The sequence below is a fragment of the Brevibacillus laterosporus genome (genome assembly GCA_007833815.1).
Taxonomy (GTDB): Bacteria; Bacillota; Bacilli; order Brevibacillales; family Brevibacillaceae; genus Brevibacillus_B; species Brevibacillus_B laterosporus_D.
Window position 1 is genome coordinate 972,501 of record CP033464.1, and the last position, 20,797, is coordinate 993,297.

Consider the following 20,797-nt stretch of genomic DNA (forward strand, 5'->3'; position numbering starts at 1 on the left):
ACTGTAGCCTGGTATTGAAACTTTGTGCATCATGTACAGAATAGGTGGGAAGCTGTGAAGCGAGGGCGCCAGCCTTCGTGGAGCTGTCGTTGGGATACCACCCTTGATGTACGGAGTTTCTAACTTGCCGCCCTTATCGGGTGGAAGGACCATGCCAGGTGGGCAGTTTGACTGGGGCGGTCGCCTCCTAAAGAGTAACGGAGGCGCCCAAAGGTTCCCTCAGAATGGTCGGAAATCATTCGTAGAGTGTAAAGGCACAAGGGAGCTTGACTGCGAGACCTACAAGTCGAGCAGGGACGAAAGTCGGGCTTAGTGATCCGGTGGTTCCGCATGGAAGGGCCATCGCTCAACGGATAAAAGCTACCCTGGGGATAACAGGCTTATCTCCCCCAAGAGTCCACATCGACGGGGAGGTTTGGCACCTCGATGTCGGCTCATCGCATCCTGGGGCTGAAGTAGGTCCCAAGGGTTGGGCTGTTCGCCCATTAAAGCGGTACGCGAGCTGGGTTCAGAACGTCGTGAGACAGTTCGGTCCCTATCTGTCGCGGGCGTAGGAAGTTTGAGGAGAGCTGTCCTTAGTACGAGAGGACCGGGATGGACGCACCCCTGGTGCACCAGTTGTCACGCCAGTGGCACAGCTGGGTAGCTATGTGCGGACGGGATAAGCGCTGAAAGCATCTAAGCGTGAAGCCCCCTTCAAGATGAGACTTCCCATAGCGCAAGCTAGTAAGACCCCTCATAGACGATGAGGTTGATAGGTTCGGTGTGGAAGTGCAGTAATGCATGGAGCTGACGAATACTAATCGGTCGAGGACTTATCCACATTGCCTTTATGCTGACTTTCATTATCCAGTTTTCAGGGAATAAAGATAGAAGCTAGGTACCTTTTACGGTAACTAGCTTTTTTGGTATGTTAATTACTTTACGTAAGAAGGTGTAATTCCTGACCTACCATATAAGGAAAAAACTCCAAATGATGCTTGCAAAATTTGTCTACTAACAGTTTTTCAGCATATTGATGTGATAAAACTAAATCTCCCCATGTTTCACTTTCATAACGACAAAGCATGCTTAGACCATAAAGCAGTAGATAATGACTTGCCAAAAAGGGAATAGGCTGATTTTGTGTGTCATTCCATAAATAAAAGTTCTTACTCTGATCCATCGAGAACAGGGGATGGTTTAAAAGAGATACTCGTCCACCTTCACAATCAAAAAACCGTACGTGCTTAGAAGAAGCTGAGGGAAGAGCCGACTCAACTTTATCCTTATCGATGTTTAGTCTATGAGTACAAAATGGTGGGAAATTTGTAGATACTTCCTTTTTTGAAGAACTACGATTTAGAAAATGGTGCAAGGTTTCATCTGAATAAGAGAGTGCTCCTTGATCTTCTTGGGACAAGGCAAAAACAAATGGTTTCTCCGTTATGATCGGCGTAGGAATCCAAGGGCTCGATAAATGAAAATACTTCATTTCCTCACGAAGTTCAGGAAGTGATAGAAATAGGTCACCTATTCGATAACGATTGGATATGGGATGTAGCGAAAGGAGTCGACACAAATGAGGAAAGAATCCTTCCTTTTGAGGCTTCATCTCGTCATCCAACAAATGATAGGGGCTTTTCTTAACCTTTCTCGCAGTAACACCATGCTGTAGCATACGACTATTCTGAGGGTAGCTAGGATCTTTGGATAAGACTAGCCCCTTGAGCAAATGCACACAGCCATAAAACAATAAGAGAGGTTGGATTAATAAAGGGCTTTTTGCAGCCATCTCATAGAAATGTCTAGCTTGCATCCAAGTGTATAGGAAACGTGTGCTATTTTGAAAAGCATGTTTTTCAGGATTTTCTAAGCCAATTCTGTGGTAAGAGGTAGTAAGAAAAGAACGTGAAGTAGGCTCCGTTTCCACTACGGAAAGCTGGTGCCAGACATTTTGAAAGGACATGGAAAAGATTACCCCTTTATATTTCGAATATTCATTTTTGTAAATAATTTTCTTATGGAATCTAAGAAACATTTATATTTTCTCCTATAAAAGCGAACAATATAAGCATTCCTTGACATTAAATTGAGCCGTTTGCTACACTGATGAAAAGATTTTTCGGCTGAAAGGGGTCCTTGAACCGTGTGGGAAAATAAGTTTGCTAAGGAAGGCTTAACTTTTGATGATGTATTATTGGTACCAGCTAAATCAGAAGTGCTTCCAAAAGACGTTAATGTATCCACAGTATTAAGCAAAAAGGTGAAACTCAACATACCATTAATCAGCGCCGGTATGGATACAGTAACAGAATCTGCACTTGCTATTGCAATGGCTCGTCAAGGCGGTTTGGGTATCATTCATAAAAATATGACCATTGAGCAGCAAGCAAGTGAGGTAGATCGCGTAAAGCGTTCTGAGAGTGGTGTTATTACAAATCCATTCTCTTTAAGTGAAAACCACACTGTTGCAGATGCAGATGCCCTCATGGGTAAATACCGTATTTCCGGTGTACCAATCGTTAACGATCAAAATCAATTGATTGGTATTTTAACAAACCGAGATCTACGTTTTGTACACGACTTCTCCATCTTGGTAAAAGAAGTAATGACAAAGGAAAATCTAGTTACAGCAGCTGTAGGTACTACATTGCTGGAAGCTGAACAAATTTTACAGAAGCATAAGATTGAAAAGCTACCTTTGGTAGATGAAAATAATGTCTTAAAAGGGCTTATCACCATTAAGGACATCGAAAAACTTATTCAATATCCTAATGCAGCGAAAGATGAGCAAGGTCGTTTACTTTGCGGAGCAGCTGTAGGGGTCTCAAGTGATACATTTGAGCGAACAGAAGCATTAGTGCAAGCAGGAATTGATGTATTAGTTATCGATACAGCACATGGCCATTCTAAAGGGGTTCTAGAGACAGTTAAGAAAGTACGTACCCTTTACCCTGAATTAACGATTATTGCTGGTAACGTGGCTACTGGACAAGCTACAAAGGATTTAATTGAGGCAGGGGCTTCCGTTGTTAAAGTTGGAATTGGTCCTGGTTCGATTTGTACAACTCGTGTTGTTGCTGGAATTGGGGTTCCACAGATTACAGCGATTTATGAGTGTGCGACTGTAGCACGTGAATATAATATTCCTGTTATCGCTGACGGTGGTATTAAATACTCAGGGGACCTACCAAAAGCTGTAGGTGCCGGTGCATCTGTTATCATGATTGGTAGCTTGTTTGCAGGTACAGATGAATCCCCAGGTGAATTTGAAATTTATCAAGGACGCCGTTTTAAAGTGTATCGTGGAATGGGTTCCATCGGTGCTATGAAAGCAGGAAGTAAAGACCGTTACTTTCAAGAGAATGCACAGAAGCTAGTTCCTGAAGGTATTGAAGGACGTGTAGCTTACAAAGGACCTTTGGCTGACGTTGTTTATCAGCTAATCGGTGGTCTTCGTGCCGGTATGGGTTATTGCGGTGCTGCAACGATTGCGGATTTGCGTGACAAATCTACTTTCGTTCGCATTACTGGTGCAGGATTGCGTGAAAGCCATCCACATGATGTTCAAATTACAAAAGAATCTCCAAACTACTCTATATCATAAAAGTAGGGCAACTATAGCTTTGCCAAGCTAATATAGCAAGGTAAGACAAAAGGGCTTGAACTGCCCCCAGTCAAGTAGACAACGGAAAAACAAAAAAATCTGACACCAACTATTTTCACATGGGTTGGTGTCTTTCTTATGCTGCTGAATTTTGAAGGTAGTGCCTGTATTCCAAAGGCGTCATACAGTTTAGTCTTTTCTGGTATCGATGGTTATTGTAGTAAGTTATGTATTCCATAATTGCTACTTCCAATTCTTTGTATGTGAATCAATTTCATAAATCAGAGCCCTACGGGCCCAAGAGTTTTTGAGCATAGAAAAAGGAGTACCTCCCCAAATCTCTAATAAGTTAAGTGCGACCCAAACTTAAGAGGTGGTGGTGACTCCCAATGTCTATTATAAAACAAGGAAGCCTATTTGATATACAGGAATTATTCGACTTAGAACCTCCCAAACGTTTTGAGGCTATTTTCTCCACTCTTGACATTGAACCGCTTCTTTTCTCTATTTCCAAAAAGTCGATCTATGGTGCTCCTACCGAGTTGAATTATGCTGCCATGCTATATTCTCTGGTCGCTCGAATCGTAGAACGAATTCCCACTGTGAAAGATTTACGAAAACGACTAAAACATGACTTTATCTTTCGAATGGAATGCGGTTTTCTGTTTTCTGACAATCTTCCTTCCGAGGCATCGTACTCTCGTCTCGTTCAGAAGCTTTCTGAAACAGCACACCTCAATAAAGTCCAAGACAAGTTACTGTTGCAAGCGATACAGGAAGGGTTCATAGGCGATGAAGCAATTGCCATCGATGCAACCCATTTTGAATCCCGTGATCGAGGTGTGGCAAAAGAAAAAAAGACGAAACCAGAATTGAAAAAACGTGGACGTAAATCAAAAGCAGAAAAAGATATCTACGACAAGCAAAAGCAAGAAAAGGAAGCCCAGAAGTCCTTATATGAAAAAACCATTGCAGCTCAACTGGATGTGACGTTGGAGGACCTACGGTACCAAGTTCCTATCAAACCTGCTTGGGGAATAAAGAAAAATAGTGATGGAAAGAACATGTTTTGGTTTGGATACAAAGCTCATCTTGCAGTCAGTACGAAAAGTCAATATATTCTTTGCTCCCTCATGTCCTCTGGAAGTATGAACGATGGGAAAGCAGCGATTCCTTTGTTGAAAGGAATTCAAACTGTCCTTCCCAATCACATGCGATATGCAATCATGGATGCGGGATATGACTATGTCCCGATCTATCAACAAATCGGACGAATGAACGCACAAGCGATTATTGCTTACAACAAGCGGAATGAAGGAGAAATGGTTGGATTCGATTCACATTTTGCGCCAACTTGTGTCCGAGAATGCTCTTATCGTTACGACAGTTATGATAAGAAGTACAAAACGTTGAAATTTGTACGGCCAAAAGAATGTAAAGACTGTCCATTGAATCAGGATTCTCTCTGTCAAAAAGTCTATAAAATTAAGGCTGAAACCGATCTTCGAAAGTACACCGCGCCAGCCAGAGGAACAAAAACGTGGGAAGAACTATATGACCAGAGAACAGCCGTAGAGCGAGTACATGCTTATTTGAAGGAGTTCTTTCAGCTAAACAATGTCCGATATCGCACAGGAAAGAGGGCAAAAGTCCATTTTGACTTGGTTACTCTTGTTTATAATGCATCCAAGTTAGCAGTGGATCGAATTCGTAGGAACTGGCAAGTAGGATGAAAGTAGCAGCTTAATTTTTTCAAAAAAACAGCATTAATCCCGTAGGGATAGTCTAATTATTTTTGGAAAAAGCCTTTATGAAATTGATTCATGTATTAAATTTATTGAGATAATACATCTCGGATTTTATCATTCCCCAAAACGATTCCATCGGTCCATTGTCTATGCATCTAGATACCCTCGACATGCTTTGTATCATTCCTGCGTCGTCCAGTTTCTTTTTGAACATTTTGTTCGTATATTGGAATCCTCGGTCACTATGAAAGATGGGTTTAGCATTAGGATATGATTGATGTGCGATATCAAAAGTTCTAAACACAAGTTCATTGTTGTTGGAATGCCCTACCACAAAAGAAACAATACTTTTATCTGACAAATCCATGATTGCACTCAAATAAGCCTTGCTTTGAAGGCCATACTTCATTTCCGTCACGTCAGTGAGCCATTTTGTACCGAATCCGTCGGATTCGAAATCTCTGTTCAAAATATTTTCCGTCGTAATTTGAGGAGTTGACGGAATGTAACTTTTCTTCTTCCTGCGGCATACTGATTTTATTTGTAAGATTCTCATGAGTCTGTATATCCGTTTATGGTTAACAGTAAGATTGTGTTGTCGGTTTAGTTTGATTGTCATCTGACGATATCCAAGGATCCCATTTCTTTCTTCATAGGCATCCTTAATCATGGGAAGCAACTCTTTGTTGAATTTCTCGTTATGGCTTTCTTTCCTATTTAGCCATTTATAATACGAAGAACGTTGAATTCCCATGTTTTCACAGAGTAGACTTATGGGATATGATTTACTTTCATGAAGATCACGTATTGCAAGATATACAGGTTCATATCGGACTTGGCTTAGAATCGCCTCCTTTGGATTTCGTCCAGCTTTTTTAATAAATCAATCTCCATTTGCTTTCTTCTGTTCTCAGCTTGAAGCAGCTTATTTTGTGCCCTCAGCTTCTCCACTTCGGACATCTCATCTTCAGATTTTCGCTTTCCACGTTTATCCTGAAGTGCATCTACACCAGATTTAATGTATTTATTTGTCCAAGAATAAACTTGCTGATAGGATACCTGAAATTTCTGTGCGGTTTGGGCGTAATTGTGTTGATGTTCTATACAGAATCTGACGATTTCAATTCTTTCATCGTAAGTAGTTGCTCGTCCTTTTGTCATGATTGGTGTTCCTCCTGTGCCGCAAGCTTTCGGCTTCTCATGACCATTATACTTCAGGATCCAGTTACGCAGTTGGCGGGTTGATTTGATGCCATATCTTTTACATATATCCATGTGAGAACCACGACTAGCCAGATAATCCTCGACAGCTGTTTTCTTTAATTCTGTGGAATAGGAGGAGTTCTTGGATGTATTGAGCAATCCGTTTGGACCTAATGATTGATAAGTTTGAAGCCATTGTTTAATAGATGGAAAGGAAACATCTAGAAGATTTGCTAAATGATTAAGCGAATCTTCCCCACGAAGATATTTTTCAATAGCTGCAATCTTTTCTGACCCAGATATTTTTGCTTTATGGGACATAAAAATGCTCCTCCTTGTAAGGAAACAGTTATATTATTTCAACTGTCTACCACAAGGGGAGCATATCAGCTTTCCATTTGGAGGTCCTTTTGTTTTTTATGAATCACAGGTGAATGTAATAGTAGGTATAGAGTATTGCGCTTCACTAAAGATTACGGACCCTAGAGACTGAATTTATTTCCTAATAAAAAAAGTAAAATCTGTATCAAAACATGCTACTAGAACGTCAGGTAAAAAGAAGGGTTTTTATGCTGGTTAGCTTTACCAACAAATTTTCTGGATGAGATGCATATAGTGCTCTTCAAACAACGGCTTTTAGTATGATAGACTAAAGATTGTGTTCAACAGGAAAAAAGAAGAAAAAGAACATTTTCAAAAAGTAGGGGAGTGATTGTAGACATGATGCACAAATGGACAGCAAGAGTAAACAAACTTTTATTAGCTGGTGCGATTGGCATGCTATCCATTGTGGGGGGAGCTATGCAGGCTTCTGCTGCTGGGACAGTTGCCAATCTTGATCTAAAGGTGAAATCAGCAATCTTGGTAGAGGCTTCTACAGGAAAGATATTGTACAGTACAAATCCAGACGTACCATTGCCACCAGCTAGTATGACTAAAATGATGACCGAATATCTGGTACTTGAAGCTGTTAAGACCAACAAAATTAAAATGGACGAACTAGTACCTGTTAGTGACTATGCTTTCTTTATTGCAAAAATTAAGGATTCAGCAGGCGTTTACTTAAATGCTGGAGAAAGTCACAAGGTAAGTGAATTATATAAAGCTATGGCTATTGCTTCAGCTAATGATGCTACAGCTCTTTTAGCAGAAAAAGTCGGCGGTTCTGAAGCCAACTTTGTAGCCATGATGAATAAAAAAGCTCAAGAATTTGGGATGAAAAATACGTTTTTTGTTACATCGACTGGTTTGCCTGCTAATGAATTAGGTCCTTTTTCACCGGCTGACACAAGCAAAGATAACGTGATGTCTGCACGTGATGCAGCTATTTTGGCAGATCATTTAGTGACTGACTATCCAGAGGCACTAGATATTTCTAAAATGCCGCGGTTAGTGTTCCGGGAAGGTCAAAAAGATGAGAGCAAGCTAGCAAACAATAACTGGATGCTTCCAGGATTGCCAAGTGAGACGCTTGGAGTAGATGGACTTAAAACTGGTTATACACAAGAAGCTGAATATTGTTTTACTGGAACGGCTAATCGTGATGGAATGCGTTTAATTACGGTTGTTATGGGAGCCAAAACAAAAACAAGTCGTTTTGAAGAAACCAAAAAGTTGTTAAATTATGGATATTCTACCTACAAAGCCACAGAGAAGCTGGGTAAAGGTGTACCTGTAGCAGGATTTGAGAATGCACCTATTAAAAAGGGTGTACAGCTAGAAGTGCCAGCTATTACCGCTAAATCGGTCAATGTTATCGGTAAAATCGGAGAAGAAGCCAAAGTAACGCCTCGTGTAGAGTATAAAGATTTGACAGCGCCTATTAAAAAAGGCGATGTGATTGGAAAGGTATACCTTGATACAGAAGGAAAAAGCGATTATTTGTTGCCAAGTAATCAAAAAGGCGGAGTAGATCTTATAGCTACTGAAGATGTGGAAGAAGGTAGTTGGATTCGCTTGTTCTTTAGAAGTATCTTCGAGTTTATTGCTAGTCTGTTTAAAAGTATTGTTGGGTAGTATAGGAGAATAGCATAGAACAAAACAGAACTTTAAAAGAAGGCAAATATTCTGTCAAGATATGTTGTCTACTTTTTCTGATTGGTTTACAATGAAAACAATGTTTCAAATCTAATTCTTTTGTAGGGATGTTCACTTATAGGGGAGGCTCACTGATGGTACAGGTAGGTACAGATCGTGTTAAACGTGGAATGGCAGAAATGCAAAAAGGCGGCGTTATTATGGACGTTGTCAATGCTGAGCAAGCTAAGATTGCGGAAGCTGCGGGTGCAGTAGCCGTTATGGCACTGGAACGCGTTCCATCTGATATTCGTGCGGCTGGTGGAGTAGCGCGCATGGCCGATCTAGGAATTGTAGAGGAAGTACTAAAATCCGTTTCTATTCCTGTAATGGCAAAAGCACGTATCGGTCATTTTGTAGAAGCACGTGTCCTTGAATCTATGGGAGTAGATTATCTTGATGAAAGTGAAGTACTTACTCCTGCTGATGACTTGTACCATATTAATAAAAAAGATTTCACAGTACCATTCGTTTGTGGTGCACGTGATCTAGGTGAAGCTCTTCGTCGTCTTGGAGAAGGTGCATCTATGATTCGTACAAAAGGGGAACCAGGAACAGGAAACATTGTTGAAGCTGTTCGCCATATGCGTACGATGCAAGCACAAATGCGTAAAGTACAAAGCATGTCTTATGATGAATTAATGGCGGAAGCAAAAAATCTTGGAGCTCCGTATGAATTGTTAGAGCAAGTTCACAAAACAGGTAAGCTTCCGGTTGTAAACTTCGCGGCAGGTGGAGTAGCAACACCAGCTGATGCTGCTTTGATGATGCAATTAGGCGCAGATGGCGTATTTGTAGGTTCTGGTATCTTTAAATCAGAGAATCCTGAAAAATTCGCTCGTGCTATTGTAGAAGCAACAACACACTACACTGATTATGAACTGATTGCACGCGTTTCTAAAGATCTTGGTTCTGCGATGACAGGGATCGAAATCTCCAAGTTGCCGCAAGCTGAGCGCATGCAAGAGCGCGGTTGGTAATATGAGCAAGCCAAGAATTGGTGTTCTCGCCTTACAAGGTGCGGTTGCAGAACATATGCGCATGCTTGAGTTGGCAGGTGCTGAAGCTGTAGCAATTAAAAAGGTGGACGAGCTATCTGAAGTAGATGGTTTGGTCATTCCGGGTGGCGAGAGTACAACCATCAGCAAGCTCATGCATAAATATGGCTTTATAGATGCTATTCGTCAATTTGCGTCTGAGAAAAAACCCGTTTTTGGAACATGCGCAGGGGCCATTTTAATTGCAAATGAGATTGAACATGCACCAGAGGCTCATCTAGGTTTAATGGAAATGAAAGTGGCACGTAATGCTTTTGGGCGTCAAAAGGAAAGCTTTGAAATCAAGATGCCGATTGCTGGCGTAGCTCCTGACTTTCCAGCGGTCTTTATCCGCGCACCTCTTATCCTGCAAGTCAGCGATAAAGGTGAAGTGTTAGCGAAACATGAAGATAATATTGTAGCGGCTCGCCAAGGGCAATTTTTGGCAGCATCTTTTCATCCAGAACTAACGGATGATTATCGAATGCATAAATACTTTTTAGATATGGTGAAAGAATATCAAACAACAGGGAAAGCATCCGTATAGGGTGCTTTCTTCTTTTCAAAATAAAACAGAGCGTGTAAAATGAACATAGAGCACTGTTTGCAATTGATTACATCATGTAGTACATTTAAATGACAAGAAACACCCATAAAGAACATGTTGATAAGAAATAGTACTCTGTTTCAATTGGTCAAGAGAGTCGATGGTTGGTGTGAATCGACCCAATGGGCAGAAGAATCCATCTTTGAGTGGTAAAGGACATAACTTTGCCCGGTCGCGCGTACCGTTATTTACGTGGAATGAAGAGGATAAGACCAGCGTACTTGCTTGGTTTAGGCAAGGCAATAAGGCTTATCAATGAGGGTGGCAACGCGGAGTTAACATTCGTCCCTGTTAGATGGGATGGGTGTTTTTTATTTTGTCTAAAATTTGGAGGGGTTTTACATGTTAGACGTAAAAGTACTGCGTCAAGATCTTGAAGAAGTAAGACGTCGACTGACGCATCGAAACGAAGAGATCTCCGCATTGGATCAGTTTGCAGAAGTGGATGAAAAACGTAGACAGCTTATTCAAGAAGGAGATACGCTAAAAAATAAACGTAATACAGTATCAGAGCAAGTAGCTGTATTAAAGCGCAATAAAGAGAATGCAGATCATCTGATCTCTGAAATGAAGGAAGTAAATGAGCGCATTAAAGCATTGGATGAAGAGCTTCGTGAGTTAGATGAGCAGCTAAACATCATTTTGTTAAGTCTTCCGAATTTGCCGCATGAAAGCACACCAATCGGTACAACAGAGGATGACAATGTAGTGCATCGCACGTGGGGAGAAGTTCCTACATTCAACTTTGAGCCAAAACCACATTGGGAAGTAGCTGATGCTCTTGGTATTCTTGATTTTGAAACAGCGTCCAAAGTTACAGGAAGCCGTTTTGTTTTCTATAAAGGCATGGGTGCTCGTTTAGAGCGTGCATTAATGAACTTCATGATGGATCTTCATGCAGACAAGCATGGATATGAAGAAGTGTTGCCACCATATATGGTTAATCGTGCTAGCATGACGGGGACAGGTCAATTGCCTAAATTTGAAGAGGATGCTTTTAAGATAGATGGGGTTGATTACTTCTTGATTCCAACTTCTGAAGTACCTGTTACAAATATGTACCGTGACGAAATTATTGACGTAACTAAACTTCCGCTTAAATATAATGCATTTAGTGCTTGTTTCCGTTCTGAGGCAGGTTCAGCGGGACGTGATACACGTGGTTTAATTCGTCAGCATCAGTTTAATAAGGTTGAACTTGTGAAGTTCGTTAAACCTGAAGAATCATATGAAGAGCTAGAAAAGCTGGTGAACAACGCAGAAACGGTGTTGCAAATGCTAGGTCTGCCATATCGTGTCATGAGTATGTGTACAGGTGACCTTGGGTTTACAGCTGCGAAGAAATACGATTTGGAAGTATGGCTTGCAAGCTATAGCACCTACCGTGAGATTTCTTCTTGTTCTAATTTTGAGGATTTCCAAGCTCGCCGTGCAAATATTCGTTTTCGCCGCGATGCAAAAAGCAAACCTGAATTCGTGCATACGATGAACGGTTCTGGCTTGGCATTAGGTCGTACAGTTGCTGCCATTCTGGAAAACTTCCAACAAGAAGATGGTTCTGTTGTGATTCCAGAAGCATTGCGTCCTTACATGGGTGGGATAGAACGAATTACAGCTAAGAAATAAACAGGGTAAGTAGCTATATCGTGGTTTCCTAAAACCTCATAGATAAAAGTAAAACTGGTAAGTAGTCTATTCAAGAGACAGCTACCAGTTTTTTTATGTTTCAACAGCTTGAAAGGTATTCGTTATAAGAATTTTTCGATAAAAAAGAATTTATTGGAAAATATTTTAAAAAAGATTGTCAATTTCGAATCATCTGTTATATATTAATTAATATAAATAATGATTGTTATAATACAGATTTGAAACAGGATAAGGAGGATGAAAGATGGATTGCTACAAATGTAATGGAAATGGAGAAAATGATTGCCCACATTGTAAGGGGAAAGGTCATACGCACGAGGGAGGCTATTGTTCTTCATGCCAAGGACATGGGTGCATTAGTTGCTGTACATGCAGTGGGTCAGGGTTAGTTGAATAAGTTTGGAGGTAGTTACTACACGGAGGAGAGTGCGAAAATGGAAAAGATATTGACTGAAACAGAGCCGTATCCAGTTGGCGTTCTGATTACAGGTGAGATGAACGAACGTTATCAGGAAATATTGACACCAGGAGCCTTGGGTTTTCTAGCTGATCTATCAAGAACATTTGAAGTAAGACGTCAGGAACTTTTAGTAAAGAGAGAACAACGACAACAGAAAATTGATCGGGGAATCATGCCCCAGTTTTTAGAGGAAACCAAAAGCATTAGAGAAGGAGACTGGACGATTGCCCCCATTCCTGATGATCTACAGGATCGTCGGGTAGAAATTACTGGTCCTACTTCTGATCGGAAAATGGTAATAAACGCTTGTAATTCAGGTGCCAAAGCTTTTATGGCTGATTTTGAAGATGCGAATTCGCCTTCATGGAGAAATACGATAGAAGGTCAAATCAACATGAGAGATGCCATTAACCGTACGATTTCTTTTACCAGCAAAGAAGGAAAATCCTATCAATTACATGAGAAAATCACTACATTGTTAGCTAGACCGCGTGGCTGGCATTTGCAGGAGAAGCATATTTATGTAGATAATCATCCAATATCAGCTAGTTTTGTGGATTTTGGGCTCTATTTTTTTCATAATGCTAAGAAGCTACTGGAAATAGGTTCAGGTCCTTATTTTTATTTACCGAAGCTAGAAGGGCACGAAGAAGCAAGGTTGTGGAATGATGTTTTTGTATTTGCTCAACAAAGGCTAGGAATTGAACAAGGAACGATCAAAGCGACAGTCCTCATAGAAACTATTCTAGCTAGCTTTGAGATGGATGAAATTTTGTATGAGCTACGTGATCACAGTGCTGGACTTAACTGTGGACGGTGGGATTATATCTTTAGCTTTATCAAAAAATTCTGTAAAAATAAAAGTGTTATATTGCCTGATCGTGCTCAAGTGAATATGACTGTTCCTTTTATGAAAGCTTATACCGATCTAACCATTCAGACGTGTCATAAACGTAATGCTCATGCAATGGGAGGAATGGCGGCACAAATCCCTGTTCGAAATGATGTGATAGCGAATGAAGCTGCTTTTGAGAAAGTAAGGCTGGATAAAGAAAGAGAAGCTCTGGCCGGTCATGATGGTACATGGGTTGCTCATCCTGGTCTTGTGCCAGTAGCATTGAGCGTATTTGATAAAACCATGCCTTCTGCTAATCAAATTCATCTAAAAAGACCTGATGTACACGTATCTCCGGCAGACTTACTAGCTGTTCCAGCAGGTACTATTACAGAGCAGGGTGTACGCACGAATATAAGTGTAGCTATTCAATATGTGGAGGCTTGGCTGAGAGGAATGGGTGCAGTACCGATTAATAATCTCATGGAGGATGCAGCTACCGCGGAGATATCGCGTGCCCAGGTCTGGCAATGGATTCGACATCCAGATGGGGTCTTTACCGATGGACGTAGGATTACATGGGAATTGGTAGAGGGGATGATCCATGAAGAAATGGCTACTTTACAGCAGGAGATAGGTTTAGAACGTTTTGAGGCAGGGGAATTTCCATTGGCTATTGCTTTGTTTAAAGAAGTAGTTCAAGCGGAAGAGTTTATACCTTTTATTACATTACCAGCATATGAGCATATTTAAAAAGAGAATAGGAGTGGGAATCAGATGACTAAATTGAAGCAAATAAAAGAGTTGGAACAGTCTTGGGAGTCTAAACGTTGGGAAGGAATTACAAGACCATATTCTGCTGAAGAAGTTGTTCGATTACGTGGTTCAATTCAGGTTGAGCATACATTGGCAAAATTGGGAGCAGAGCGACTTTGGAATCTGCTTCATACCGAGGATTACGTTCATGCCTTGGGAGCTTTAACGGGAAATCAAGCGATCCAGCAAGTGAAAGCCGGATTAAAAGCCATCTATTTGAGCGGATGGCAAGTTGCTGCTGATGCCAATCTATCTGGTCACATGTATCCCGATCAAAGCTTGTATCCAGCTAACAGTGTGCCACAAGTGGTGAAAAGAATTAATCAGGCCCTCCAGCGGGCTGATCAAATTGCTCATTCAGAAGGAAAAGAAGAAACGAATTGGTTTGCACCAATCATAGCTGATGCTGAAGCAGGATTCGGTGGACCACTTAATGTATTTGAATTAATGAAAGCCATGATTGAAGCTGGAGCGGCAGGTGTTCATTTTGAGGATCAATTAGCTTCTGAGAAAAAGTGTGGTCATATGGGCGGGAAAGTCTTAATTCCTACTCAGGCAGCCGTCCGAAACTTGGTCGCCGCTCGATTTGCTGCCGATGTGATGGGAGTATCAACTTTAGTGGTAGCTCGTACAGATGCCAATGGGGCTTACCTGCTTACCAGTGATATTGATCCAAGAGATCAGGAATTTTTGACAGGGGATCGAACAGCAGAAGGCTTCTATCAACTACGTGGGGGACTAGATGCAGCGATTGCCAGAGGACTAGCGTATGCTCCTTATGCTGATCTTATTTGGTGCGAGACATCGGAACCTAATCTAGAAGAAGCTAGACGTTTTGCAGAAGCAATCCATGAGCAATATCCAAATAAATTGTTAGCCTATAATTGCTCTCCATCATTTAATTGGAAAAAGAAACTAGATGAGGAAACTATCGCTTTATTCCAGCAAGAAATCGGCAAGATGGGGTATAAGTTCCAGTTCGTTACCCTAGCCGGATTCCATGCACTTAACCACAGTATGTTTGAATTAGCTCAAGGCTATCGTGAACGAGGAATGGCGGCTTACTCGGAGTTACAGCAAGCAGAATTTGCTAGTGAGCAAAAAGGTTATACAGCAACAAGGCATCAACGTGAAGTAGGAACGGGGTATTTTGACGAAATAGCACAAGTGATTTCAGGCGGAAATTCTTCTACGACTGCATTGCATGGTTCAACGGAAGAAGAGCAATTCTCGGCTAGTAGATAGGAGATAACAAGAAAAATGACTGGTTATAGAAAAAGAGCAGGTTCCTTTTCGGGAATCCTGCTCTTTACCTATTTGGATGGGGAGGGTACGCTTATCCAGATTTATTTCTTCTATAAATATAGTTTTTAGGGTTGATTCTCCCTATTCTTTGTTTGATTCTGATTCAATAACACAAGAATGTGGTTACATAATAAAAGATCATTTAATAACGCAGAGGTGATATTGAGAATGAATCCAACGAATGTTTTTGAAGTGACACAGCAGGAAACAGAGTCAGGTACAATTGTATTTCTGCATGGTCAACTTGATTTATCCATGGCTCCCTATTTTCGATCGGTTTTAGAGCCCCTCGCTACACAACAAGATAAAACATTAACCTTAAACCTACGAGATTTACGATATATCGATAGCACAGGGATAGGCATTATTATTTCCTTTCTAAAAATGCGGAATGAAATGGGGACAACTTTGAACGTAGAGGAAGTTTCCCCCAAAATCCAGCGTCTGTTCGATATGATTGGTATTACCAAGTTTTTAATGCCACAAAAGGAATCACGTATGGATAAGACAGGAGGAACGGCATGATTGCTCAAAATAAGTTAGTCCGTATGACCATACCGGCTCATGCTGACTTTATCGATGTAGTCCGGCTTTCTTTATATGGATTGGCAACCAGAATGGGTTTTTCTTTTGAAGATATTGAAGATATGAAGGTTGCCGTTTCGGAGGCTTGTAATAATGTTATTGTTCATGCTTATGCAGGAGTGGATGATGGCTTTATTGATGTGGCATTCGAGACAGCACCTGAAGGTTTGCGTATTGTTATTAAAGACTATGGGGAGAGCTTTGACTACAAAGGGGCATCTGAAAAAGCTAGTTCCTTACATGATAAAGAAATGACAGATTTAAAAGCTGGTGGTTTAGGAATTTATATGATGCAAGCATTGATGGATGAAGTAGAGGTTTCGAATGAGAATGGTACAGAGGTGGTACTTACTAAATGGCTTGGCGGAAGTTTAGGAGGGAATACGCATGCAGCAGAATCCAATGTTAGCGTCATCTCCCGGGATAGCAGAGAGTGATCTGAAAAAGATACGAAGGTATCAGGAAACTAGTTGCCAAGAACTAGCTACAGATTTGTTAATCAAATATGAATCTATGATTAAAATGGCAGCTAAAAAGATCTCTCGTAACTGTCGGGATTTTTATGAGGATTTATATCAGATTGGGCAGATATCATTACTGCGCTCATTACAGCAATTTGATGCTAGTTTAGGATTTGCTTTTGAACCTTATGCGATGAAAAGTTTAATTGGGCATATGAAGAATTATTTGAGAGATAAATCTTGGTATGTCCAAGTGCCACGCCGCATTAAAGAAAAGGGCGCACGTATTCAACAGGTTATTGATGAGCTAACCATTACTTTAGAGCGTTCTCCAGACGTTCAAGAAATTGCTGATAAAATGGAGATGTCTGTAGAAGAAGCAATTGAAGTATTAGCTGGCCGCGAGTATTATCAACTAACGTCTCTTGATGCGCCTCTCAGTACAGATGAGGGTGGATCAACGATTGGAGATTTAGTCAGTTCCTCAGTAGATGATTTTGGAGCACTTGAAAATAAACTGGATTTGCAGGAAGCGATGGAACAATTAAAAGAAGAAGAGCAAAAAGTCATATATTCTGCATACATAGATGGCCTATCTCAACGAGCCATTGCTAATGTATTGGGGATATCACAGATGAGTGTATGCCGTATTCAGAAAAGAGCGGTAACTAAGTTGCGAGATATTTTATCAGCGGGGCATATTGCTTCGAAAAAATAGAGAAGACACGTTATTTGATAGCGTGTTTTTTTGTTCGAACAGATAGGGAGAGGATCTAGTTTTTCTTTTTTCAAAAAAGAATGGTGTTTCAAATAAAAGAGTACCCGGTTATATTCATGCTACCAACCAAAATTAATAATAGAAAGATTGGAATGGAGAAGTTGCAATATGAAAAGAAGTTAGTTGGATCGTAACATACATAAAAGCTCATCAATGAATAACAGTCTAGAAGAAAATTCTGAAACGAGTAGAGAATGAAGTAGCATGCATCTATCGGAAGGATGTTTGAAGTTCGGTAAACACCGAGCTATACTGAAGAATAATAGAAATGGGTACGGAAAGTAGTGATGGTAGATGGAACCAAACCACGAGATGTTTATGAGAGAAGCAATGAAAGAAGCGGCAAAAGCGGCAGCATTAGGAGAGGTTCCGATTGGAGCGGTTATCGTACGAAAAGGAGAGATTGTCGGGAGGGGATATAATCTACGAGAAACGCAAAAGGATCCGACCTTGCATGCCGAAATGATTGCTATACGCGAAGCAAGCAAGAACTTAGGTGGCTGGCGGTTAATTGGATGTGATCTATATGTGACCCTTGAGCCTTGTCCTATGTGCGCAGGCGCAATTGTACAAAGTCGGATCGAACAGGTTTATTATGGGGCAACTGATCCGAAAGCGGGTTGTGCAGGGACATTAATGAATTTATGCAATGAACCGCGATTTAATCATCAATTACCTGTTTGGGCAGGTGTATTACAAGATGAATGCCAGATGATGCTTAAAGATTTTTTTCGACAACTGCGAAAAAAGAAGAAGGAAGATGCAAAGAGCATCTCCCTCATCCAGACTGATTAAGTGCTTAGCTTATTCGCTTTCATGACCTCTACGTAAGGAATTTAACTCTTCTTCTGTTAGTTCACGGAACTCACCTAGTTCAAGTGATTCATCCAGTAATAGAGGGCCCATGCGTACTCGCTTCAGATAAACAACCATCAGGTCAAAGGCAGCAAACATACGCTTTACCTGATGATATTTCCCTTCCATGATGGTCACATGAATTTCAGAGATGTCCCCCGATTGGAGGATTTCAAGTGTAGCTGGCATGGTTTCATAACCGTCATCCAATGTCACACCTTGTTTGAAGGCAGCGATGTGTTCATCTGTAACCCGTCCTTCAATACGTGCAAAATATTCCTTGTCCACTTTCTTTTTAGGAGTAAGTAGGCTATGAGAGAGTTGACCATCATTGGTTAAAAGGAGTAGTCCTTCTGTGTCGATATCGAGACGACCTACAGGATGTACTTTGTGTCTCCATTCATCCGGCAACAAGTCGACAACGGTTTCATGTAGGGCATCTTCTGTCGCTGAAATAACACCTGCTGGTTTATTAAGCATAACGAATACCCAACGCTTAAATAGAAGCGGTTCACCATTAATTTCTATAAGCTGTTGTTCTGGAATAACGTGCATGCCAGGATCGGTAGCAACAACACCATCAACGGTAACGATGCGCTGTTTGACCAACTGTTTTACTTCCTTACGTGTTCCCTTGCCTGTGTTAGCTAATACTTTATCTAGACGTTCGCGTTTCATTTATTCAGCCTCACTTTGTTCTGCCTTTCTCCCTATATTGGCTGATCTGGTAACGAAAATCAAGGCGACACTCTGGAAATACACTTGCTTGCTTTTTCCTGTGATGGATTTGTTTATCGCTTGCTTATCCCAATTCTATTATGGTATGCTAAGTGAGCAAAAGGTTTTCAGTACTTTGTTTATAAAGTTTGCCGTGCTAGATGGGGAGGTTGCGGTGCCCTGTAACCTGCAATCCGCAATAGCAGGATTGAATTCCTATCAGCGGTCATTTTATGTGAGGCCTGCCTTATACCGTCGGTGTTGAGGATTGGGTCCTATGCAACGCGAACCTATGAACCTGGTCAGATCCGGAAGGAAGCAGCCATAAGTGGGACCTTGCGTGTGCCGTAGGGTAGCCTGGTCTGAGTCGATTGTATAAGTAACGCTCGGATGGAATGTATCAATGGTAGGTGCACGGCATCTATACATATAACTAGAACGTCACTTTTGATAAGTGGCGTTTTTTGTTGTTCCCTGGCGAAGAGTAGCGATTTATTTTGGAGGAAAACTATTACACATAAGCAGGGGCTTACCATTTTGTTGCCGAATCTCTATTTGAAGTCTACTCAACTTTAAAAGCGCTTACTGAAAGTAATGGAGAAGGGGGAGAGGCAACAGGTGGAGAAAATAATAACGACACAGAAGTGCCATGCTTTCTCAAGACTGAAGCAATACTCGCAGCATATCAAACATGCTTTAATAATTGTTGATGAACAAGATTTAATTTTAGAAGTGAGTGAAGCATTGTTACAGGCAACAGGGTTTAGCTATGAACAAGTCATTTCTGCGCCATTTCAAAAAGTCATACCTTATATGAATTCTGTTAGTCATCTGTACGATAGTTTATTAGAAAAGGAAAAACAGATGTTAAAACCAACAGAAATGATTTATCAAGATGTTCAGGGTCAAAAATCGAAGACTCCTGTCATGATTACCACATCTTATAAGAATGGGGAACAGATTTATTTTTTCCATTTGTTCCAGCTAACTAAGGATTTGTCCATATCTCTGTCTCAACGTATGGCTGATCAGCTTACTTCCGAAATAAATTTGGGTGTCGTCGTCCTAGATGTTCAAGCTCGTTTGGTAGATATAAGTCATGTAGCTTGTAAAGTATTGGGTGTGGAGCGTATGCTTATCTTAAATAAGCATATTGATCAGGTTTTTGCGGGAATTCCAGAGGAACAACGATTAGTGCAACGAGAGCTTTTAGAAGGGGTAAAATTTCAAAATAAGGCAATGTCTTGGACAAATCAAAAGCAGCGTTACGAGCTTTTGGTAGACTCTAATACGTTGCATAATGAAGTAGGTCAAATTGTTGGAGCCTACGTTATTTTTAAAGATGTGACCAATATGCGTTCGCTGGAGCAAAAGATTGAACGAAGCGATCGACTTGCGATGATTGGACAGATCGCAGCAGGCACAGCTCACGAAATAAGAAATCCGCTTACTTCTATCAAAGGCTTTTTGCAAATGTTTCAGCAATCATTTAAGGAAAATGGGATGGATAAGGAGAAGGCATTTACGGATATCATGCTAACTGAATTACATCGGATTAATTCACTAGTCAGTGAATTTCTGCTCCTAAGTAAGCCTCGTGATGTTCAATATCAGATGATCAGTCTACATACGGTCTTTGAAGAAATCATGCCTATTGTAGAAAGTGAAGCTTTGTTACATGGAATTGAGGTTCGTTACACAGGGACAGAAGCTTTGCCAATGGTTGTCGGTGATGCTGAGTTATTAAAGCAAGTTTTCCTAAATATCTGTAAAAATGGAATGGAAGCCATGGGGAATGAAGGGACCTTGACGATATCGTATCACTATGAAGTGGACTCTGATAAAATTAGTTTAAATATTCAAGATACGGGACCTGGTATTCCTGGTTATTTAATTGACAAGATTTTTGACCCCTTCTTTACGACAAAGGATGAAGGAACTGGGCTAGGATTATCTGTTTGTCAAAAAATCATTCATGATATCGGAGGACAAATTCGTGTCTCCTCTAAAGGATTTGGAACGACCTTTCACATTTTATTATCATATATGTAAAAAAACATAGCGTTCGGAGCGTTCTC

At 40.8% G+C, this 20,797-nt stretch carries 18 protein-coding genes, 1 rRNA gene and 1 other RNA gene (1 of these 20 running past the window's edge); 15 read left to right on the forward strand and 5 right to left on the reverse strand.

Annotated elements, in window-relative coordinates; all coding sequences use genetic code 11:
* Positions 1-824 (forward strand): 23S ribosomal RNA (locus EEL30_05795) (it extends 2,109 nt beyond the left edge of the window).
* Between the two features lie 98 nt (positions 825-922).
* On the opposite strand, the gene EEL30_05800 is transcribed toward EEL30_05795, so the two are convergent.
* Positions 923-1,948, reverse strand: a complete 1,026-nt coding sequence (locus EEL30_05800; protein QDX95682.1) for a hypothetical protein — start codon at positions 1,946-1,948, stop codon at positions 923-925.
* 180 nt (positions 1,949-2,128) lie between these two features.
* On the opposite strand from EEL30_05800, the gene guaB reads away from it, so the two are divergent.
* Entirely contained in the window at positions 2,129-3,589 is a 1,461-nt protein-coding gene (gene guaB / locus EEL30_05805) for an IMP dehydrogenase (GenBank protein ID QDX91919.1), read from the forward strand.
* Positions 3,590-3,725: 136 nt separating this feature from the next.
* Here guaB and EEL30_05810 read toward each other — a convergent pair whose 3' ends face one another.
* Positions 3,726-3,827 (reverse strand): hypothetical protein, encoded by a 102-nt coding sequence (locus EEL30_05810; GenBank protein ID QDX91920.1) that lies wholly within the window; start codon positions 3,825-3,827, stop codon positions 3,726-3,728.
* Between the two features lie 151 nt (positions 3,828-3,978).
* Between EEL30_05810 and EEL30_05815 the strand changes: the two genes are divergently transcribed.
* The gene (locus EEL30_05815; GenBank protein QDX91921.1) at positions 3,979-5,322 is read left to right on the forward strand and encodes a transposase; all 1,344 of its coding nucleotides are present in this window, start codon (positions 3,979-3,981) and stop codon (positions 5,320-5,322) included.
* Between the two features lie 88 nt (positions 5,323-5,410).
* On the opposite strand, the gene EEL30_05820 is transcribed toward EEL30_05815, so the two are convergent.
* Both EEL30_05820 and EEL30_05825 read right to left on the reverse strand, forming a co-directional pair.
* A complete protein-coding gene (locus EEL30_05820) occupies positions 5,411-6,217 on the reverse strand; it encodes an IS3 family transposase (GenBank protein QDX91922.1) in 807 nt (268 codons plus the stop codon).
* On the reverse strand, positions 6,178-6,861 hold the full coding sequence (locus EEL30_05825) for a transposase (protein ID QDX91923.1): 684 nt from the start codon (positions 6,859-6,861) through the stop codon (positions 6,178-6,180). Before EEL30_05825 ends, EEL30_05820 begins: the two co-directional genes overlap by 40 nt.
* A gap of 399 nt (positions 6,862-7,260) precedes the next feature.
* Between EEL30_05825 and EEL30_05830 the strand changes: the two genes are divergently transcribed.
* The 10 genes from EEL30_05830 to tadA all read left to right on the forward strand — a co-directional run bounded on the left by EEL30_05830 (position 7,261) and on the right by tadA (position 17,942).
* Positions 7,261-8,556, forward strand: a complete 1,296-nt coding sequence (locus tag EEL30_05830) for a D-alanyl-D-alanine carboxypeptidase (protein QDX91924.1) — start codon at positions 7,261-7,263, stop codon at positions 8,554-8,556.
* Positions 8,557-8,711: 155 nt separating this feature from the next.
* Complete coding sequence (pdxS, locus tag EEL30_05835) at positions 8,712-9,596, forward strand: pyridoxal 5'-phosphate synthase lyase subunit PdxS (GenBank protein ID QDX91925.1); 885 nt, start codon at positions 8,712-8,714, stop codon at positions 9,594-9,596.
* 1 nt (position 9,597) lies between these two features.
* On the forward strand, positions 9,598-10,200 hold the full coding sequence (pdxT, locus tag EEL30_05840; GenBank protein ID QDX91926.1) for a pyridoxal 5'-phosphate synthase glutaminase subunit PdxT: 603 nt from the start codon (positions 9,598-9,600) through the stop codon (positions 10,198-10,200).
* Positions 10,201-10,602: 402 nt separating this feature from the next.
* The gene (locus tag EEL30_05845) at positions 10,603-11,886 is read left to right on the forward strand and encodes a serine--tRNA ligase (protein ID QDX91927.1); all 1,284 of its coding nucleotides are present in this window, start codon (positions 10,603-10,605) and stop codon (positions 11,884-11,886) included.
* 455 nt (positions 11,887-12,341) lie between these two features.
* Complete coding sequence (gene aceB / locus EEL30_05850; GenBank protein QDX91928.1) at positions 12,342-13,955, forward strand: malate synthase A; 1,614 nt, start codon at positions 12,342-12,344, stop codon at positions 13,953-13,955.
* Positions 13,956-13,979: 24 nt separating this feature from the next.
* On the forward strand, positions 13,980-15,263 hold the full coding sequence (aceA, locus tag EEL30_05855; GenBank protein ID QDX91929.1) for an isocitrate lyase: 1,284 nt from the start codon (positions 13,980-13,982) through the stop codon (positions 15,261-15,263).
* Positions 15,264-15,491: 228 nt separating this feature from the next.
* Entirely contained in the window at positions 15,492-15,848 is a 357-nt protein-coding gene (locus EEL30_05860; protein ID QDX91930.1) for an anti-sigma factor antagonist, read from the forward strand.
* Positions 15,845-16,345: an anti-sigma B factor RsbW gene (gene rsbW / locus EEL30_05865; GenBank protein ID QDX91931.1), complete on the forward strand. Its 501-nt coding sequence runs from the start codon at positions 15,845-15,847 to the stop codon at positions 16,343-16,345. The genes EEL30_05860 and rsbW overlap by 4 nt, the downstream gene beginning before the upstream one ends.
* Positions 16,311-17,087 carry a sigma-70 family RNA polymerase sigma factor gene (locus EEL30_05870; GenBank protein QDX95683.1) on the forward strand — a complete coding sequence of 259 codons (777 nt, stop codon included), beginning with the start codon at positions 16,311-16,313 and terminating at the stop codon, positions 17,085-17,087. Before rsbW ends, EEL30_05870 begins: the two co-directional genes overlap by 35 nt.
* 354 nt (positions 17,088-17,441) lie before the next feature.
* Entirely contained in the window at positions 17,442-17,942 is a 501-nt protein-coding gene (gene tadA / locus EEL30_05875) for a tRNA adenosine(34) deaminase TadA (GenBank protein ID QDX91932.1), read from the forward strand.
* 9 nt (positions 17,943-17,951) lie between these two features.
* Here the strand turns inward: tadA and EEL30_05880 are convergent, their stop codons facing one another.
* Positions 17,952-18,680 (reverse strand): rRNA pseudouridine synthase, encoded by a 729-nt coding sequence (locus EEL30_05880; protein QDX91933.1) that lies wholly within the window; start codon positions 18,678-18,680, stop codon positions 17,952-17,954.
* Positions 18,681-18,871: 191 nt separating this feature from the next.
* On the opposite strand from EEL30_05880, the gene ffs reads away from it, so the two are divergent.
* An RNA gene (gene ffs / locus EEL30_05885) (signal recognition particle sRNA large type) lies at positions 18,872-19,137 on the forward strand.
* A 200-nt stretch (positions 19,138-19,337) separates the two neighbouring features.
* Positions 19,338-20,771 carry a PAS domain-containing sensor histidine kinase gene (locus EEL30_05890; protein ID QDX91934.1) on the forward strand — a complete coding sequence of 478 codons (1,434 nt, stop codon included), beginning with the start codon at positions 19,338-19,340 and terminating at the stop codon, positions 20,769-20,771.
* The last annotated feature ends 26 nt before the right edge of the window (positions 20,772-20,797 follow it).

Excerpts from the sequence above, each read along its gene's own strand:
- pdxT (QDX91926.1), top strand. The coding sequence starts at position 9,598 with ATGAGCAAGCCAAGAATTGGTGTTCTCGCCTTACAAGGTGCGGTTGCA.
- EEL30_05880 (QDX91933.1), bottom strand. The coding sequence starts at position 18,680 with ATGAAACGCGAACGTCTAGATAAAGTATTAGCTAACACAGGCAAGGGA.
- aceB (QDX91928.1), top strand. The coding sequence starts at position 12,342 with ATGGAAAAGATATTGACTGAAACAGAGCCGTATCCAGTTGGCGTTCTG.
- EEL30_05800 (QDX95682.1), bottom strand. The coding sequence starts at position 1,948 with ATGTCCTTTCAAAATGTCTGGCACCAGCTTTCCGTAGTGGAAACGGAG.
- pdxS (QDX91925.1), top strand. The coding sequence starts at position 8,712 with ATGGTACAGGTAGGTACAGATCGTGTTAAACGTGGAATGGCAGAAATG.
- EEL30_05845 (QDX91927.1), top strand. The coding sequence starts at position 10,603 with ATGTTAGACGTAAAAGTACTGCGTCAAGATCTTGAAGAAGTAAGACGT.
- EEL30_05830 (QDX91924.1), top strand. The coding sequence starts at position 7,261 with ATGATGCACAAATGGACAGCAAGAGTAAACAAACTTTTATTAGCTGGT.
- aceA (QDX91929.1), top strand. The coding sequence starts at position 13,980 with ATGACTAAATTGAAGCAAATAAAAGAGTTGGAACAGTCTTGGGAGTCT.
- EEL30_05810 (QDX91920.1), bottom strand. The coding sequence starts at position 3,827 with ATGGAATACATAACTTACTACAATAACCATCGATACCAGAAAAGACTA.
- EEL30_05870 (QDX95683.1), top strand. The coding sequence starts at position 16,311 with ATGTTAGCGTCATCTCCCGGGATAGCAGAGAGTGATCTGAAAAAGATA.
- tadA (QDX91932.1), top strand. The coding sequence starts at position 17,442 with ATGGAACCAAACCACGAGATGTTTATGAGAGAAGCAATGAAAGAAGCG.
- EEL30_05860 (QDX91930.1), top strand. The coding sequence starts at position 15,492 with ATGAATCCAACGAATGTTTTTGAAGTGACACAGCAGGAAACAGAGTCA.
- EEL30_05815 (QDX91921.1), top strand. The coding sequence starts at position 3,979 with ATGTCTATTATAAAACAAGGAAGCCTATTTGATATACAGGAATTATTC.
- EEL30_05825 (QDX91923.1), bottom strand. The coding sequence starts at position 6,861 with ATGTCCCATAAAGCAAAAATATCTGGGTCAGAAAAGATTGCAGCTATT.
- rsbW (QDX91931.1), top strand. The coding sequence starts at position 15,845 with ATGATTGCTCAAAATAAGTTAGTCCGTATGACCATACCGGCTCATGCT.